Source organism: Myxococcaceae bacterium (assembly GCA_016000045.1).
Classification (GTDB): Bacteria; Myxococcota; UBA727; order UBA727; family JABDBI01; genus AER2-1.
On record JAECQY010000001.1, the window covers coordinates 61,191 to 78,061 of the forward strand.

At 46.1% G+C, this 16,871-nt stretch carries 19 protein-coding genes; 9 read left to right on the top strand and 10 right to left on the bottom strand.

Going from position 1 to position 16,871, the window contains the following annotated elements; all coding sequences use genetic code 11:
* Positions 1-6: 6 nt before the first annotated feature.
* The 4 genes from I8H75_00335 to I8H75_00350 all read left to right on the top strand — a co-directional run bounded on the left by I8H75_00335 (position 7) and on the right by I8H75_00350 (position 1,554).
* A complete protein-coding gene (locus I8H75_00335; GenBank protein MBH2005792.1) occupies positions 7-417 on the top strand; it encodes a VanZ family protein in 411 nt (136 codons plus the stop codon).
* 64 nt (positions 418-481) lie between these two features.
* The gene (locus tag I8H75_00340; GenBank protein ID MBH2005793.1) at positions 482-808 is read left to right on the top strand and encodes a nucleotidyl transferase AbiEii/AbiGii toxin family protein; all 327 of its coding nucleotides are present in this window, start codon (positions 482-484) and stop codon (positions 806-808) included.
* A gap of 171 nt (positions 809-979) precedes the next feature.
* Complete coding sequence (locus I8H75_00345; GenBank protein ID MBH2005794.1) at positions 980-1,342, top strand: DUF1566 domain-containing protein; 363 nt, start codon at positions 980-982, stop codon at positions 1,340-1,342.
* Positions 1,339-1,554 (top strand): DUF1566 domain-containing protein, encoded by a 216-nt coding sequence (locus tag I8H75_00350; GenBank protein ID MBH2005795.1) that lies wholly within the window; start codon positions 1,339-1,341, stop codon positions 1,552-1,554. The genes I8H75_00345 and I8H75_00350 overlap by 4 nt, the downstream gene beginning before the upstream one ends.
* A gap of 172 nt (positions 1,555-1,726) precedes the next feature.
* Here I8H75_00350 and I8H75_00355 read toward each other — a convergent pair whose 3' ends face one another.
* Positions 1,727-2,392 (bottom strand): DUF1566 domain-containing protein, encoded by a 666-nt coding sequence (locus I8H75_00355; GenBank protein MBH2005796.1) that lies wholly within the window; start codon positions 2,390-2,392, stop codon positions 1,727-1,729.
* Between the two features lie 229 nt (positions 2,393-2,621).
* Here I8H75_00355 and I8H75_00360 point away from each other — a divergent pair, with 229 nt between their 5' ends.
* Complete coding sequence (locus I8H75_00360) at positions 2,622-4,976, top strand: hypothetical protein (protein ID MBH2005797.1); 2,355 nt, start codon at positions 2,622-2,624, stop codon at positions 4,974-4,976.
* Here I8H75_00360 and recF read toward each other — a convergent pair.
* From recF to I8H75_00385, 5 genes are all read right to left on the bottom strand, one after another.
* Complete coding sequence (gene recF, locus I8H75_00365; protein ID MBH2005798.1) at positions 4,884-5,981, bottom strand: DNA replication and repair protein RecF; 1,098 nt, start codon at positions 5,979-5,981, stop codon at positions 4,884-4,886. The two genes, I8H75_00360 and recF, sit on opposite strands and share 93 nt — an antisense overlap.
* Entirely contained in the window at positions 5,962-6,486 is a 525-nt protein-coding gene (locus I8H75_00370) for a hypothetical protein (GenBank protein ID MBH2005799.1), read from the bottom strand. Before I8H75_00370 ends, recF begins: the two co-directional genes overlap by 20 nt.
* 32 nt (positions 6,487-6,518) lie before the next feature.
* On the bottom strand, positions 6,519-7,367 hold the full coding sequence (locus tag I8H75_00375) for a hypothetical protein (GenBank protein ID MBH2005800.1): 849 nt from the start codon (positions 7,365-7,367) through the stop codon (positions 6,519-6,521).
* 93 nt (positions 7,368-7,460) lie between these two features.
* On the bottom strand, positions 7,461-8,759 hold the full coding sequence (locus I8H75_00380; GenBank protein ID MBH2005801.1) for an AAA family ATPase: 1,299 nt from the start codon (positions 8,757-8,759) through the stop codon (positions 7,461-7,463).
* A gap of 98 nt (positions 8,760-8,857) precedes the next feature.
* Entirely contained in the window at positions 8,858-9,052 is a 195-nt protein-coding gene (locus tag I8H75_00385) for an AAA family ATPase (protein ID MBH2005802.1), read from the bottom strand.
* Between the two features lie 42 nt (positions 9,053-9,094).
* Here I8H75_00385 and I8H75_00390 point away from each other — a divergent pair, with 42 nt between their 5' ends.
* Both I8H75_00390 and I8H75_00395 read left to right on the top strand, forming a co-directional pair.
* Complete coding sequence (locus I8H75_00390) at positions 9,095-9,304, top strand: hypothetical protein (protein ID MBH2005803.1); 210 nt, start codon at positions 9,095-9,097, stop codon at positions 9,302-9,304.
* A 35-nt stretch (positions 9,305-9,339) separates the two neighbouring features.
* Complete coding sequence (locus I8H75_00395; GenBank protein MBH2005804.1) at positions 9,340-9,834, top strand: hypothetical protein; 495 nt, start codon at positions 9,340-9,342, stop codon at positions 9,832-9,834.
* Between the two features lie 69 nt (positions 9,835-9,903).
* Here I8H75_00395 and I8H75_00400 read toward each other — a convergent pair whose 3' ends face one another.
* The 3 genes from I8H75_00400 to rplC are packed head-to-tail and all read right to left on the bottom strand — an operon-like array spanning position 9,904 to position 12,741.
* A complete protein-coding gene (locus tag I8H75_00400; protein MBH2005805.1) occupies positions 9,904-11,712 on the bottom strand; it encodes an ABC-F family ATP-binding cassette domain-containing protein in 1,809 nt (602 codons plus the stop codon).
* A complete protein-coding gene (locus tag I8H75_00405) occupies positions 11,691-11,981 on the bottom strand; it encodes a hypothetical protein (protein ID MBH2005806.1) in 291 nt (96 codons plus the stop codon). Before I8H75_00405 ends, I8H75_00400 begins: the two co-directional genes overlap by 22 nt.
* Before the next feature lie 13 nt (positions 11,982-11,994).
* Positions 11,995-12,741, bottom strand: a complete 747-nt coding sequence (rplC, locus tag I8H75_00410; protein ID MBH2005807.1) for a 50S ribosomal protein L3 — start codon at positions 12,739-12,741, stop codon at positions 11,995-11,997.
* Positions 12,742-12,901: 160 nt separating this feature from the next.
* Here rplC and I8H75_00415 point away from each other — a divergent pair, with 160 nt between their 5' ends.
* Complete coding sequence (locus I8H75_00415) at positions 12,902-13,789, top strand: hypothetical protein (GenBank protein ID MBH2005808.1); 888 nt, start codon at positions 12,902-12,904, stop codon at positions 13,787-13,789.
* On the opposite strand, the gene I8H75_00420 is transcribed toward I8H75_00415, so the two are convergent.
* Positions 13,746-14,876 (bottom strand): hypothetical protein, encoded by a 1,131-nt coding sequence (locus tag I8H75_00420; protein MBH2005809.1) that lies wholly within the window; start codon positions 14,874-14,876, stop codon positions 13,746-13,748. The genes I8H75_00415 and I8H75_00420 overlap by 44 nt on opposite strands.
* Between I8H75_00420 and priA the strand changes: the two genes are divergently transcribed.
* Positions 14,830-16,857 carry a primosomal protein N' gene (gene priA, locus I8H75_00425; GenBank protein ID MBH2005810.1) on the top strand — a complete coding sequence of 676 codons (2,028 nt, stop codon included), beginning with the start codon at positions 14,830-14,832 and terminating at the stop codon, positions 16,855-16,857. The two genes, I8H75_00420 and priA, sit on opposite strands and share 47 nt — an antisense overlap.
* Positions 16,858-16,871: the final 14 nt, after the last annotated feature.

Sequence of the window (16,871 nt, forward strand, 5' to 3'; positions counted from 1 at the left end):
AATCTCATGTCCGAAAACCTACAGCGCTCCGCAAAAATCGCAATCTATTACATTCCTTTTGCGGCTTTATGCGGCATCATTTTCTGGCTATCGAGCATGAGCAACCCCCCAATTCCCGCTTCTCTTCGCTTTTCCAACTCGGATAAGCTTCTTCATGCGATTGCTTTTGGAGCCGTTGGCATCGCAGCCGCCATAGGAACAGCCATACGAACGGCGTCTGCAGGTAGAAAAGTCTTTCTCGAGGCTTGGATTTTAACAGGATTTTATGGCTTTATCGATGAAATCCACCAACGCTATGTTCCTCAACGAAGTTCAGACATTGCCGACTGGTTTGCCGATATCCTGGGAGCCGCAATCGGAATTCTCTTCTTTTTTGCCTTTCTGAAAGTCGTTCAGTGGATGCGACGGTTTTGGTGATGCTTGCTTGTTAGAACGCCGCCTCGCGCACTAACCGAACTTGATTGTTTAGTCCCAGATTGTAATGGTTCCAGTGGTGTACCAAAAGCAACAAGGCTGCTTCTTACGAGTTTATTTTGGAAAGTTTGTCATGAATTTGCCAGAATCCGTTAAGCAACGCCTCAAAAATATTGCCACGCATCGTGGATACGATATCAATTCCATCTTTCAATACTATTTGATGGAACGTTTCCTGTACCGCATATCAAAATCTCCTGATGCACAATGTCTCGTTCTCAAGGGGGCTTTGATGTTGCGCACCCTCTCGCGAGCAACAAGAGATAAGGGGTTGCTCTTGTATCCCTTGCCATTTTTCCACGTTCGCTGGAATGGCTGTTCAACCCGGACATGATCTTGCCGATTGGTTTCTAAGGTGTATCTACAGGGGCAGCGTTCTAAATGGAGTCGTAACGAAACCAATTTAGTTGCTAAAGTCGGCTATCTTGCCCTGTTGCCAAATGGTACGGCAGCCCCTTCATCGGCACCTACCCCTTCGCCAATCCCAGCGCCTTCGGAGTGGGCGATGTGGAATGCTTCCACCGGTGTTTATCAAGACACGGCCAGCGAGTCCGTTCGTTTTAACTCAGCCAATGGCGTGGTGGTTGATTCGTACACCGGACTTCAATGGCAGGCGATGGGAAGTGCGGGCACCTATTTCTGGGATGCTTCGGCAGGCGCAGGTTCTGCTCAAGCTTACTGCATGAGCCAAACAACGGGTAATTATGACGATTGGAGACTGCCAACGAGTGAAGAGCTGATGACCTTGGTAGACTATACCATTGCTTCTTCTCCCATGATTGATACCGCTGTTTTCTCGAATACACAGTTTTTTTACTGGACTTCAACGGTTTACGAAGCGAAGCCTGGTTTCGCGCTGAGTTGGTGATTGAAAAGCAGGGCGATGGATCTTGGCGTCTTCCCAGCGTGAAAGAGCTACGCACGTTGGTCGATGTAACGACTAGCAATCCCAGTATCGACATCTACGCATTTCCAAACACTCCAGCCAGTTGGTTTTGGTCATCGACTCAGATAGCGGGTGGCGTTAATGCTTGGTTCGTTTATTTCCACGATGGGCAGATCTTCTCACCTTCGATATGAGCTTTTCTAACTTTGTTCGTTGTGTGCGCAAGTACGAAACTCCGCATGAAATACTGTGACCCATAACTTGGCTCGAAAGAGGCCGGAAACAGTCCATATTTTGGAAATAATGCTCGACTAAGGCCTATCTCGATACCACAAAGGTCGAGAGTCAAAACGTTAAAGGCCGTCCTCAGCGCACACAACGGACACCGTAAGGAAGGCCAACGTCATCGAGGCCCATACTACCATCGTTGAAATTGACCAACCAGGCGTACACAGAATTGGGCCCATCCGAAGTAGAGGACCAATACGCCCATGGTATGTAATTCCCGTTCAGCACACGAAGCTGCTGATAGAGCTCAAACAACTCCCAGATGCTCGGCAAGCGCCAATCTTGCCCCAAGCTCGAGCAATAGGATTCTGCTGCAGGCTGATCTAAAGCAGATACGTTTTCCCCACACTGCCAGGTCAATGCAGCAACACTTTGCGGTGGAAGTTGACCTGGGGATGGATCTACATCCGTTGCCGCCACAGTGTTGCAAGTCTGGCCAGGAAAGAGCAGCGCTGTATGGCCGGCTTTACTGGTGAAATTTGTCGAATTATACAAGGTGCATGCACCAGAAGAATTATACACAGCAGCAAGACACTGTGTATTTTCAGCGCACCAATCACAACAGTAGGCTGCTGAGCCTGTCTGGATCGCTGGATAGATTCCTTCCCCTAAAACAGACATATTATTGGTCTGAGAACAGGTAGCATTGCTATTCGCCAAGATGGAACGCTCAGCTCCAACGCTAAGAGGGAAAACTGAAAAAATGAAGAAGACTTGCAGGACAAAAGAAAAGCATTTACTCATCGTAACTCCTAATTCAGTGCGTCGCCAATCGACTTAATGGCCTAGATAGTCCTGTACTCCCAGAATTGCAACATCTTTGATCTCTTCGCTCAAGCAAGATTAGGATAAATGCATTTTTGCAATAAGATAAAACTTTTATTTTACTGAAAAACAGAAATCACATCGACCAATTTCAATCAACCCAAACAAGAATCGATTGTTATAGAGACAAGATTATGATACAGACTCAATGATGCGGCTTTTTCTCGCGCTGTTAATCGTAATCTTAGGTAACGGCTGCGGCACGCATCCGGCCAGTCAGACTCTTGAACAACAACGCAAGGCTGTGAAGCTGTTCTTTGCCGATACCCTGGACCCAGATCCTGCAGATACACACTCTGAACTTCCGTTCAAGGACGCTTGTTTCAAACATTTGGAGGCGCTTTATTTCATCATCAATTCGGAAGACGCGCTCAACGGTCTTCCAGAGGAATTGATCGCACGGATCCCGCCTCATTTCCAAGAGCTGAAAAAACAATCTTTAGAAACCATTTTTAAAGCGCTGGTCAAACAAGACGATGATTTCTATCGTTCCCACCAAAAAGCAATTCTTTCTGCTGTCGAAGAAATTCAGATGGAATTCGACGCGTTAAAAAATATCCAAGTACCGAAACTAGGGATCGCGTGGACAGAATTTTTTACTCGTGTCTTAGCCAACTATTTCCCTTCCCTCCCTTTGGAAGATAAAACACGTTTGTTGGCTTTTTCTTTCAGGCAATTTGACCCTGAATTGGACTCGAGCCAGAATCTCCTGAACTGGATTTATGCTTCTGGACCCTTCTTTCAGAAATACTTGCAGTTGATGGCTGAATATCTCGAACCAGGAGATAATCTGGAACTCAAAAAATTTAAGTCTAACTTGATGCGCATTAAGGAGGGATTGCCGTCAATTCATGATTTTTACCAGGAGCAATACTTAGCAGAACTTCGATCCAAAGGAGTTGATTTAGAAATTCTGAGGTCTTTGGGAGCAGCAAGCGTTGGAGAGGCCTACCTTGCCAGAGATCGCTCGACAGGCGCTCAGTTGGTGATTAAATTTCAAAGGCCAGGAATCCGTCAAATTGCCGAACGTGAACGGCTTTTCTTTGCCAAGCAGGCTCACTTACCCGCATTAAAGAAAAGCTTCGAGCAAATCGAACAGCAAATCCGTGAAGAACTGAATTACTTAATGGAACTGGAGAAAATCGAACAAGGAGCCCAAGCCTATGAAGGAGATGAAGAACACCCCATCCAAGTCGTTCGACCCATTCAGGGCTTCCCGCACACTCAAAACTATTTTGCCATGGAATTTATCGATGGAAAAACGTTTTTGAAGCTTGGCCATACGCACGCTGAGAAGCTGCTGAAGACCGTCCTGTGGAATCATCTGAGCTGGAAATTCATGCATCATGCTCTCTGGGAACTGGATGAGAAAAAAGTTTTTTTTCACGGTGACTTGCACGATGGAAACATCATGGTGTTACAAGATGCTCGATTTCAGCTGAATGATCAAACTACCCAGGCTGAGATCGAAGCCGCTTATCTACGTGGATATATTCAATTGGTTTTGATTGATTTTGGCAATGCACACAAGCTGGATCATGAAGCACGAAAAAGGCTCAAAGATACGTTCTTAAGCTGCACCAAACTTTCTCACTCCGCGCAGGAATTTCTCAGTGCCTATAATCGCAGTCTGCAGGGACAGAACCACCTGCTTGCTCAACTGGAACAAGACGCCTTCAAAGAAGAAAATCGCTCAAACCTGCAAGCTCATGAAAAACTCGGCATGGCGATGGACACTCTCCTCGAAGAAGGCTTTGCCGTTGATGGGACCCTCATGGCTTTCTATCGAAGCCTTGGAATGCTTCTGAATATCCGTTCTGAGCTTCAGGAGGCTACCACGCTTCACACCATCGCTCAGGAAGTCTATACGAAAGATCTCAATCAGCTGGTAGACGAAGCCAGCCCTGAGATGCTGAATTCATTGCTGAATGGGATCGTGCTCCGAGCTGAATCGGCAGATTGGGAAAGCGAGATTCTTGGCTCTTTCCTAAACAATCCCGCTTTTATACCCCAATGGTCTTTGTTTCGGAAAACCTGGGGCCAGCCGTCTGCCCCTGGCCTCAAGCAAGATTTGCTCTATCAAGCTTTGGATGATTTTATCCTAGAGTCCTTTTTGCCTCAAATATCGGATTTTCCGGGCTGGATACTCAAACAAGCCAAATCTTTAGCGGCTGCTTTGAGCGTCAGGCTTGGCTTCGCTTACTCCAACACTCCCGAACACACTCCTGCACCAGCAACACCAAGCGCTGGCCAAAAGCTATTTCATCAAATCGTTTCCGGCCAATACACTCAGCAAGCTTTGTTTCTTTTAGAGAAACTCGATTGGTCCGAAGACATTCTTTTGCCGATTTATCAGCTCGCCAATGGGAATGCGCTGGTCCAAACCCTGGCTCTGTTCGAACTGACCTGGCTAAGCCCTCGCCCCCTCAAGTGGCTCTTGATCAAACACCTGACCGGCTTGGATGAAAACTCGTTCCGCTTCGCCCTGCCAACTGTTTGGTAACAAATCGGCGTGAGTGGTGGTTAGAAAAGTCTGGGCTTGAACTTTTTCAATCGTGGAAAATAAGCGATTGGCGTTATCCTGATCCAATTCCCCGACCACATCATCCAAAAGCAAAATCGGGGTAGTTCCTCGATTGGCTAGGACACAACCCAATTGAGCCATTTTGAACGCCAAAATCATCATACGTGCCTGACCTCGAGAAGCTGAGAATCTCGACGGGCTACCGTTCATAAAAATGTCTAAATCATCGAGATGAGGACCCAAAATCGTCGTCTTTCTGGCTCGCTCTTCCAAACGCCTTGCCAACAGCGCATCGTACAGTTTGCCCTGGCTCGAAGGCTCGTATTTCAACTCAATCTTCAAGAATCCGCCCGAAAGAACCTGTATCGAATCCTGGTAAAAAGGGCCCAGTATCTGAAGCGTTTCATGCCGTATTTTTTCCAATTCCAAAGCGTAGTCCGACAACACGCGCGTAAAGGATTCGAGTTCCAGCCAATCCACAATAGGCGCTTTCAGTAGGCGATTTCTTTGCAGCAAGGCCTTTTCATACTGTCGATAATAACGAAGGTAGTTCGGAAACAAGCTTACACAGACTTGATCGAGCAATTTTCTTCGAGTCGAAGCACCCCCAAAGATAGCCCCCAAATCTTCCGGAACAAAAGCAATCAACGCAATTCGTTCTCGAAGCTTCAAAGAATCCCGCACGCTCTTTTTGTCCACCCAAACTTGTTTCCCATCGCAATCCAGGGTCATTGCAACATCCATTGGAGTATCAACAGCCAGTCGAGCTTCAAGCCTGGATGCTGGTTGGCCTTGTTGAATAAGCTCTTCGTTGGAGCGAATCGCTCGCATGGGCTTGCCTTGACATAGCAACGCAATGGCATCCAAAAGATTCGTTTTTCCCTGCCCGTTTTTTCCTAAAACAAGATTCAAGAAAGCACCAGGATTCCACTCTAGCAAGCCGATATTTCGAAATGAACGGATTTTAAGAGATTGAATTTTCACGTTCTGCCATCGCAGCATCTAATCTCAACTGATAGTCTGCTTTAAGCTTTCGATCAGACTCTTCGTTGACAAGATCGCGAAGGACCATGATACGCTTTTCGTTCATATTGGCAACGGCTGGCTTTGAATTTCCATTTTCTTGCATAAAAGTGACAAGATAGTCCAGAGCCAGCGCCTGAATACTGGGATTCGACTCTTCTGAGACAACACGGTTTAACATGGAAATCGCACTCTCAGCTTGCTGTCGCGCCAGCAAGGTAAACGCATAACTGATTCGGGCCTGTGATCGAGTTTCGCTTTTGAGGGTACAAGCCGCAATTTTGGATAGAATTTGGGTCGCTCCTTCCAAATCGTGTTCCTGGTGAAGCATGTAGAGTGCTAAACGATAGAGAGCTCGTATCGAGCTCTCGGATTCACGCGATAAGAGCAAGATTGCTTTTTTAGCCTGCTCTACTTCGCCGAGTGCTTTGTTGAAATTTTCTAATAAAATCTCTGCATCTGCCATGGACTATCTATGGCATCCTCTGGGTTGAGAAATCAAGCTCTGCTTCTTCTTTTGCATCCAAAACCAAAGATTCCGAGAACCAAAATGGCCAACAAGATACCCATTCCAGGCGTGCCAGTCGCGCTATTTTTACAACTTGGAATGGTGCTGGGGTCAATCTCACAGCTCAGCTTCTTCCCCAAAAATCCTGGAATTTGCACACAAATTCCGATGCTGATCAGGCCCCCTTGAAACGTAATGTCGCACTGAGCTCCCGCAGCCGATCCATCACACGATTCAATCAGCGCTTGGTTATAGCTTGCCAGATCTTTCACCACGATTTTTTCACTTGTGTCGGTGGAATCTACCTCACAGCTCCGCATCTCTGCAGACCCATCGCAGGCTTCAGCCATCGTTTGCTGAGCGCTTGAGAGATCGTTCATCGCGACTCCTTCGTTCGCGTGAACAGAACCCGTGTAACAACTTAGCTTTCCTTCGGCATATCTTGGAATCTGCTTACAGATGCCTTCATCGATCAAGCCTCCTTGAAACCTTAAGTTACACGCATCTCCCGCTATCGCTCCATCGCACGATTCGATCAGCGCCTGCCTATAGCTGACGAGATCTTTCACCACGGTTTTCTCACCTGCGTAGGTGATATGAATTCGACAGCTTAACCTTCCTTCGGCATGCTCCTCAGTCTGCTCACAAATACCCACACTGTTCGAGCCTCCCTGAAAGGTCACCCGACACTCATCTCCTGCTGCCGCCCCATCGCAGGATTCAAGTACCGCTTGTCCATAACTTAGCAGATCCTTCACCCTAGTTCGTTCATTGGCGTAAACCCAAGTACTGACCAAAGCCAATAGACCCAGGACGGCTGTTTGTTTTAATCGATTCATACGACTCCTTATGAAGAGTTTAGACACCAAGGCCACGCTTTGGCGCATGAAGCACCCAAGCCAGCCTATCTGTACACCCGATCAATGGCCCGGTTAGTGCCCTTTGCATGCATACAAACTGCTCACCCGTTTGCCATCGAACGCAATCGAATAACCATTAATCTGCCTACAGCCATGGGTTTGCAAGTCTTGATAGTAGGCTTTTTGTTCTATTTGCTGCAAACCTACTTCAACTTTTGGGCCCATTTTCACTTCGATCACAATTCCGGGATCTTGGTGAGGTTCGCTGGGATATAAGGCCAAATCATAGCGTCCATATCCACTTTCTCGGTTCGACCTCACCGTGTAACGTCCTCTGAGACCTAAGGTGATGCCTAGCAAAAACCCATGATAAAAAGATTCTTGCTTGCGTTCGGTCACATCCTGAAAACTCATTGTTTCTAAAATCAGCTTCTGTAGTTTGTTTTGGAGCTCTAGAGCATTGCCTAAAATCAGATCTTCCAACAAAGCTGGCATAAACGAATCGCCCTGTTTTCCTCCAAACCAAGTCAGAAGAATTTTTTTGAAAAAGTGGCGTACTTCCAAATTAGGAAGAGTCATTTTTCTATCAATATCTAAGGTCAAGTAGCCAGAAATAAACAATAGATTCCAGAAAGAAGAAGGGTTTTCTTTCAGATTGTCCATGACCGTGTAGGGCTCTATCTCAATGTTTAAGCTTCTGCTCTCGATCAACCTACGAGCATCTTTCAATTTATCCGCGGTCAAACATTCCCTAATTAAATCGTTTGAAGAGGTATTGATCCAGTAGGGTTCTAGTTTGTACTGGTTACTGAGAAAATGCAGAATGGACCAGGGATTGTAAATGGTCAGCCCATCTCCAAAACGATAGCCATTATACCAAGACTTGAGGTCTGATACATGTTCTTGTGGGCATATCGCCTCAACTTCGGATTCTGTAAAACCAAAATACTGCGCGTATTGATTGCGGGTAATGTCATAAGTCTGAATGTTGTTGAGGTCTGAGAAAAGGCTTTCTTTGCTAATGCGCGTAATACCTGTCATGACGCCTTTATAGAGAGAGGGATTACTTTTTAAAACTTCACCTAAAAAGCCTTTAAACAGGGCAATGGCCTTTGGAAAGAATCCATTGAGATAAGCCTGTTGCAAAGGTGTGTCATATTCGTCAATCAGGACCCAAACTTTTTGCCCATGGTGCTTCTCAAGTGCTTCCGTGAGATAGCGAAACGAGTTCTTGAGTAGTTCATCTGAGAAATCCGTTTCAAAATAAGGGGCGATTGTTTGTCGATCCAACCCATCTAACTTTTCGGAATGGCGCAAATAAGCATACTGTCGGTAACAATCTCGAATGCAGATTTTCAAGGAACTTAACAAGTTTTCGTAATTATCTGCTTTAAGTCCTTTAAAACCAACAAAAATAACCGGAAACTTTCCCTGCCAGCCTTCTAAAATATCTTGATGCTGACTAATGGCTAAATCTTCAAGAGCATGGAAAGGTTCAAAGATTTTCCAAAGCGTCTAGGCCTTGGTAAGAGGATAATTTCAGAACCATCGTCAATAAGATCTTTGATCAATAAAGATTTATCACAATAGAAATTGTGCCTCCCTTTCGAATCAACCAAGGTTCTTAGTTTTTTAAAGTCATCTAAACCAATCGCGAAGCGCATAGCGTTTGAAGTATCTCATAACTTAGGATCTCAATCAAGCTCGTGTCCGGATTCAAGACATTTGAGACTGGAAAGGGCTCACTTGGATACCTAACGATCTTCCATGAGATCGACACTGCGCATCCTGTCCCCTTAGAGATTTTGAAGATGAACGATGAGCAACGGATGGGAGCGGATAAGTCTTTTATTTCCCAAATAACAGGGCTATCTTTTGAGCGGATTGAGCAGTTGGAAAAAGAAATGCGTTCTTAAAAAAGCCGATGATTTGTATTATCCCGGAAAATAAGATGAAAAAGATTTTTTACTTGCCATTGATTGTGTTTGTTTCGATGTTTTCAAGTATTTTGGCTGCTAAAGTGATTCCAGACGCGGATCTTAACATCGACGCGCTGCCGCACTGCGCACCCACTCGTCTCTCGAATAACGATGCACCGCTAGAAGCAATCCTTCAAGAAATCGATCGTTTGCCCAAATATTATCTGAGTCAATTGATCGGTCTCTCAGAAGAGGAAGAACCTCCTTACCAAGCGCTTAGCAACCCTTCTCACTTCAAGAAGGAATTGGAAGCTTTTGCTTTTAAGATGATGCAAATTGCAGATGAAGATGATGCTTGCGACAGAGTCGGTATTTTATATGTCGCACGTTTTCATTGGTATTTTTGCCCGAGCCAAAGCGCTTATAACAATCTCGGTCCAGAATCCCAAAAAGTCGTTAAATCTTTTTTACTGTGGAACGAGAATGTGATGCAAAAAGCGAGAAATGTCTCCGGTTGCCAATTTTAAAAAAGAGCGATTCCGGTTTGAGATGATTTAGTACCCACAGTGTTTAAACCATTTCAAACCGGAACCGCTCTAGCTCAGCAAAGTCTCCCAAAGAATCATCCGTTCTTCGAGTTTTTGGTGGTTTTGATTTTGGCGCTCTTGAAGTTTTCGTTGATCTTCAAGGCTCGTATTGAGGTAAAAACCGTCTTCAGAAAAGCAACGCTCGATCTCTTTCTGTTCAAGCTCCAGATTCTCAATCTCACTCAAAATCTCTTGCACTCTTTTTTCATTTTTTCTTTGCTCTCGATTATCTCGTCGAGGTTTCGCAACTTTGGAAGATCGATTGCCCGAAAGAGAGACGGGTTGCAGATAATCTTCTCCGTTTTTTTGCAGATAATCTTCGAAACTTCCTAAAAATGGAGAAAGCCCTTGATGCGTAATCTCCCAAACCGTTTTAGCAAGACGCGAAACAAACCAACGATCGTGTGAAACAAATACCAGCGTTCCTTCATAAAGAGAAAGAGCTTGAACCAGCGCCTCAATGGCTTCCAAATCCAAGTGATTGGTTGGCTCATCTAAGATCAATACATTGGGCTGCTGAATCATTAAGCGAGCGAGGTCTAAACGAGCCAGCTCCCCTCCCGATAAAGCGCTCAATTTTTTCAATGCATCGTCTCCCGAAAAAAGAACACGCCCGAGATAGCTTCGAACAAACCCGAGCGACTGTTCGGGACAAAACTGCCAAAGCCAACTTTCTGCCGTTTGATCTAATTTTTTGAGAAATGCTTCATGATCCTGAGCAAAATACCCAATCTGCGCTTCGTGTCCCCAAACAAAGTGGCCACCCTCTGCTGCAAGTTCAGACGTGAGGATCTTGAGCAAAGTCGATTTTCCAACGCCATTGGGACCGATGATGCCAATTCGCTCTCCTCGACGAATGGATCCACTCACCCCTGTCAAGACAACCTTATCTCCAAAAGATTTACCCAGTGACTCTATTTTCAGCACTTCACGCCCACTGGATCTTCGCAGAGGAAAAGCAAAGCTTGGATACCGACGAGAGCTTTCTACCCACTCTGGAATATCCATTTTCTCGATCTGCTTCACTCGGCTTTGTGCTTGCCGAGCCTTCGTCGCCTTCGCCTTAAATCGATCCACAAAAGCTTGCTTATGAGCAATTTCAGCCTCAATACGAGCGATCTGGGCTTTCTTTTGCTCTTGAATCAAGCGTTTAGCGTTCTCAAAAGCCTCGTAATTCCCTGTAAACAAAGTCGCTGTTTGATAATCAATATCGAGGATATGCGTGCTGATTCGATCCAGAAATCCTCGATCGTGAGAAATCACCAGCAGCGCTCCTGAAAACTGCAGCAAAAACTTTTCCAACCATCGAATGGTGACAATGTCCAAGTGATTGGTTGGCTCGTCTAACAGCAAAACATCTGGAGCCGAAACCAAGCATTGCGCCAAAAGCACGCGTAACTTAAACCCGCCCGATAAAGAAGATACGGGCTGTTGATGTACCGAACTTGCAATCCCAAGCCCTTCTAAAATCGCTGCTGAACGAGACTCAAGCGTGTAAGCATCGGGTGGAATCGAGTCGCTCTGCCCCTGCAAGGCTTCGTAGGCAAGGCGATCGCCAAGCATCACACTTTGCAAAATACCAAGCGCATCGTTCAGAAACTGATCTTGCCTGAGAAAGCCAAGGCGAGAGGATTTAGGCCAAGAAATACGACCCAGGCTCGGCTCTTCTTCATCGGTTAAGATGCGCAGAAGAGTCGACTTGCCTGAGCCGTTGGAGCCAACCAGCCCAATGCGCTGACCGGGATTTAATTGAAAAGAAACATTCTCAAATAGGACCCGGGGCCCATACTGCTTCGCTAAGCCGCTGACGGATACCATTCGTGGATGACCCGAGCGATTTCCTTAGCCTGTGCTTCTGAAGAAATATTAAACTTAGATTGAGGCAAGTATTGCTCGCCTCGTTTTTTGTAGCGGCGAACACTGATTTTAGGTTCGCGATACTCCTTCGTCTTTGGATCTATCTCTTGATAGAGAAACATCAAAGTCGCCCAAGCCCCTTTACTCAAAACATAACGTTTCAGTTCTTTGACTTTAAGCTCGCCTTCTTCTTCCCAGTTAACGGTCAATGCATCCAAAGCTTCGGACATGTCAGACTCCTAACTATTTCTTCTTCGCTGCGGGCTTGCCTTTAGCGCCTGCTTTCGAAGCCTTCATCGGGTTCTTGCTGCCTTCTTCTACCACGTGGCCGGCAACTCCTGGAAGCGCCTTCGGTTTATGCGTTGAAGCAAAGACGTTCACAATCTTGCCTTTAGCGCCTGGAACCGCTCCTCGGACCAGTAAGAGGTTGTCTTCTGCAAGGGTGCGAATGACGCGCAAGTTTTGGGTCGTAATGGTTTCGTCACCCATGTGCCCTGCCATGCGTTTACCTTTCAAGACTTTGCCAGGCTTGGAACGCATCCCAATCGAACCACCGTGTCGGAAATATTCATGAGTACCGTGCGTACGGGGAAAACCGGAAAAATTATGCCGCTTCATTACCCCGGCAAAACCTTTTCCTTTGCTGGTTCCGGCAATATCAACGGAGCTGACCTGATCAAAAAGCTCAAGCCCAATGGTGGCGCCTAGCTCGTAGGAATCTAAAGTTGTTTGATCCACGCGAAATTCGCACAAATGACGCAAAGCGCCCAAATTTGCTTTTGCCAAATGGCCTTTTTTCGGTTTGTTGAGCAACGAATCGCGAATGCTTCCCACGCCTAACTGCAAAGCGGTATAGCCATCTTTTGCGATTATTTTCTTGGACACCACGTGATTAGGTTCAATCTTCAGAACCGTCACAGGAACGCGAACGCCGTCCTCTAAAAACACTTGTGTCATGCCAACTTTCGTAGCCATCAATCCAATCGTCATTTTAATACTCCTTCGATCATTCAGGCAATAGCCTCAGAGGATCGCATGCAGGGAGCCTTATCGGTTACTTCAGCCAAAATGTCAAAGGGGAGCCGGTGAAAATGGCTGATCTTCTAAATCTCCCCGTTGACATGGTTCTATTTTTTAGGCATCAGGACGAATGCTTAAAAAGCCTTTTTTGTATTGTTTATTAATAACATTACTAAACAATAATGTCGCTCAAGCCCAAGCAGTTCCTGAAAGCTATAAGTGGACACATAATATGGTTTTATCGCTTTTCAATACAATTTACTTTACGCTCCTGAACTCCAACAATCAAGTTGCCGACATCCATCAATGGACCCTTGATTCTCGAGGACTCACGAACATTGTCTGGAACACAATGATTTACGGCTGGTCTAATAAGCTGGAAACGAGCTATATCCCGGAGCAGAATGAACGGATTAAAACCTTGGCGAATGTCGAACAAATCCAAGCGATTCAAGAAGGTATTGCCCAAGCGAAATGGTGGGTCAATTGCGTTGGCTCTACCAGCCCGATGCTCACTCTCAACACCAACATGACGATGTTGGAAGAACGTTTTTATGAGCGAAAACTCTGGGCTGAAAACCATGGAGTGGACAGCGAGCTATCCAACACCGTCGGCTTCGGGCTTCTTTTCTTGAGCAACGTTGGATTTTTTTACATCGTCCCTCCATTGCTAAAATCGATCAACCATCGCTTCTTTTCAACACTGCCCAGCGCCAACTGGATAGCTGAGAAGGCGTTCTCAAAAATTCCAAGCAAAATAGTGGCCTGTGCGGTTTTCTCAGGAGTGAGCGCAACCTATCAGGAAATCTTGATTTCGATCAAACATTTAGCCAATCAATGGATACCGCAGCCCAACACGTTGAGCATCGCGCGTTTCGACGACTGCACACGCTGCTGGTTCGGAACCAATCTGTTTGGGAAAAATGGTCCCATTGGCTCTTATTTATCGGATTGGCGTCAAGCGTTTTTGGATTTTATGGAAGAGCCGATTGGGGCTGATCCAGAAAGTAATTTTTAAGAAAATCAGCGCATTTTCGATAACGCGACGCATGCTCGTGGTTGTTGGTCGGGACCCCATCCTGACCCATTCGGTGCAGAGCATTTTCCTCGAATCCATAACTCAGCTGCTGAAAACCTCGCGTATATCGATTGTTTACCTGTGTTCTTTTCACCTGAGCCTTGGCTAAGACGTAAGAGATCATCAAATCATCGGAAAAACGGCAGTCTTTGCTCTTTTTTGCAATTCGCTCCAGCTGATCAACCTCGATATCCGACACGCGATAAACCACCCCATGAAATCCTTCCAAGATATCGCATGCGGAAATATCTTTCGAATCACAGCGGCTTTCTTCGACCAGCCGAGGAAATTCTCGAACGCCAAAATCAGAAGCATCTCTGCCTGAGCCTCCAAACGCTCCAGAACCCTGAATCGTCTGGTAAACAAGCTCTTGAGGCAAACCCATGGGATACACCGTATCATCATCTAGGGTCATCACCACTTTTTCGAACCAGGATCCAGGTCGTTGACGCGCTTCTTTGACAGCGGGTATGAGCTTCATCACAGGCCCTAAATCTTCTTCTTCTCGGAGAATCTCGATTTTGTTCGAATAATTTCGAAGTTCAGCCAAGAAGGAATCCGAATAAACGTTTTGAGGATCGTTTCGATAGTATTTGGGTAGAGAAATAAAAACAGCGGTCGCCAAATCGAAATCCAGGGTGGATAGAACTTGCTGAAGATGCGGAATTCGCTCGGGGCTGGTGGTTAAAGAAAAATAAATTTCGTATTTTTTCAACTTCTGCCGGGAAGCAGTGTCTAACAGACGTTTCGGAGTATTTTTTACGCTTTCAATCGCCTCTTCATCTGTGATCTGATTTTTGCAACTTGGCAGAACATTGATCAGGACAATGATTCGTGTGATTTTTAAAAAAACATCGATCACATTTTTCACGGACACTATTTTGTCGAACGGTTTATGAAGTGTCAAGCTCTCATCGACGAGCTTAAAAAAATCCGCTCCATCTTGCGTATTTCTAAAATCTAGGGTCAACTGCCGAGCCGTGCATGCAATCGATGTTGCCGTTCCAAACGCAGGAATTTTCGGCACACTCACCTATACGTTCTCACTCGCTTTGCCATCCGAAAAACTCATCGGGTGTCGAGTGCTGGTTCCTCTTCAATCGCGTTCTGTGGTTGGGGTAATCCTTGCAGTATCTCCATTGCCCAGCGATTTTCAAGTCCGTTCTCTGAAAGCGATTGAATCCATCCTCGAGACAGAGCCCATCGTCACTTCCGAGCAAATCGAATTGGCTCGGTTCGTAGCAGACTATTACCGGGCTCCGCTTGGAGAAGTGATCAGACTGTGTTTGCCTCCCAATACTCCGCGTTCCTTGAAAGCCGGAAGCCTACCTCAAAAAAGAAAAAAACCGAGCGCTCGTAGGGTTTTAGAACCCGCAGAACCCATCCTTTTAAACTTTGAACAAGAACAGGCCTTGCAAACCATTTTAGGACCTCAAAAAACTTTTCTCTTGGAAGGAGTAACAGGCTCTGGAAAAACCGAAGTTTACATCCATACCACCCAAAGTATGCTGGACGAGGGGAAAAGCGTTTTGGTCGTCGTGCCAGAAATCGGCCTCACGCCTCAACTCAAAGATCGATTTGAGCAACAACTCGGCAAACCCGTCTGTATGCTCCACTCAGGGCTCTCTCATTCGCAAAGAGATCAAGCTCTCACCGCTCTTCGTACCGCTCAAGTTCGAATTGCCATCGGAGCGCGTTCGGCCATTTTCGCGCCTCTTCCGAACCTTGGCCTGATTGTCGTTGATGAAGAACACGACCCGAGCTTCAAGCAAGAAGAGTCGCCTCGCTACCAAGCTCGAGACATTGCTTTGTGGCGGGCTAAAAACGAAAATGCCAAAATTATTTTAGGTTCAGCGACTCCTTCTTTAGAGAGCATCAATAACGTTCAAAAAGGCCTCATTGCTCATATTGCCCTGAAAAACCGGGCCATCTCTACCTCCTTCTTACCCCAGGTGGAACTTGTTGACTTAAAAGGCGTGCGCTCGACAGCAAAATCCAGCGGGCAGAGCCGATCGATTTTATCGCCTCGCCTGCTTTCCAAGATGCGGGATACCATCGCTCAAGGAAATCAGGTCCTCCTTTTTTTGAATCGCCGGGGCTATTCTTCCTTAGCGGTTTGTGATTTTTGCGGCCAACAAGCTCATTGTCCTTCCTGTTCCGTATGCCTCACCCTGCACTATCAAGAGCAGCTTCTCCGCTGTCATTTGTGTGATTATCAAAGCTCCCCCAGCCAAAGTTGCTCACACTGCCAAGAAGGGCCTGTGCTCTACTTGGGCATTGGGACGGAACGGGTGGAAGAAGAAGTTCGCTTGCATTTTCCGAAGGTACCCGTTGCCCGATTGGATCGCGATACCGCTAAGACCAGTCAACGAACCCAAGAAATTCTCAATCAGTTGCATGATGGAGAAGCGCAAATCTTGATTGGAACGCAAATGATTGCCAAAGGACACGATTTCGAACGCCTAACCTTGGTGGGTGTTGTATTGGCTGACCTTGGACTGTCTGCTCCTGATTTTCGTGCCAGCGAACGAACTTTCCAATTGCTCATTCAGGTCGCTGGACGTGCCGGAAGGCGCTCTCAATCCGGAACCGTGATCATTCAAACTTTTAATCCAGAAAATAAGCTTTTTGAAAACCTAGTAAATCATAATATTACGAACTTTAACAAAAACGAACTGGCTCACAGAAAAAGCTCTCACCAGCCTCCTTTTGTTCGAGGAACGTTAATACGATTTGAGTCTACAGAACCGCTCGGAGCCGAACAAAAAGCCTATGAAACAGCGGAAAAAATCACTCAAGCCATCCACACGCTCGGCCTCAAATCCCAGGCTCAACTCTTAGGACCCGCCAAAGCACCGATTGAAAAATTACGCAATCGTTGGCGCTGGCAGCTCTACTTGAAAACAAGCAACCATCAGACTCGCACCCAAATCCTAGACACTCTACGGCTTCGAAATACCCCTAAATTACGGATCGTCATCGATATCGACCCACAGCAATTTAGCTAATTTCCCTTGAATAA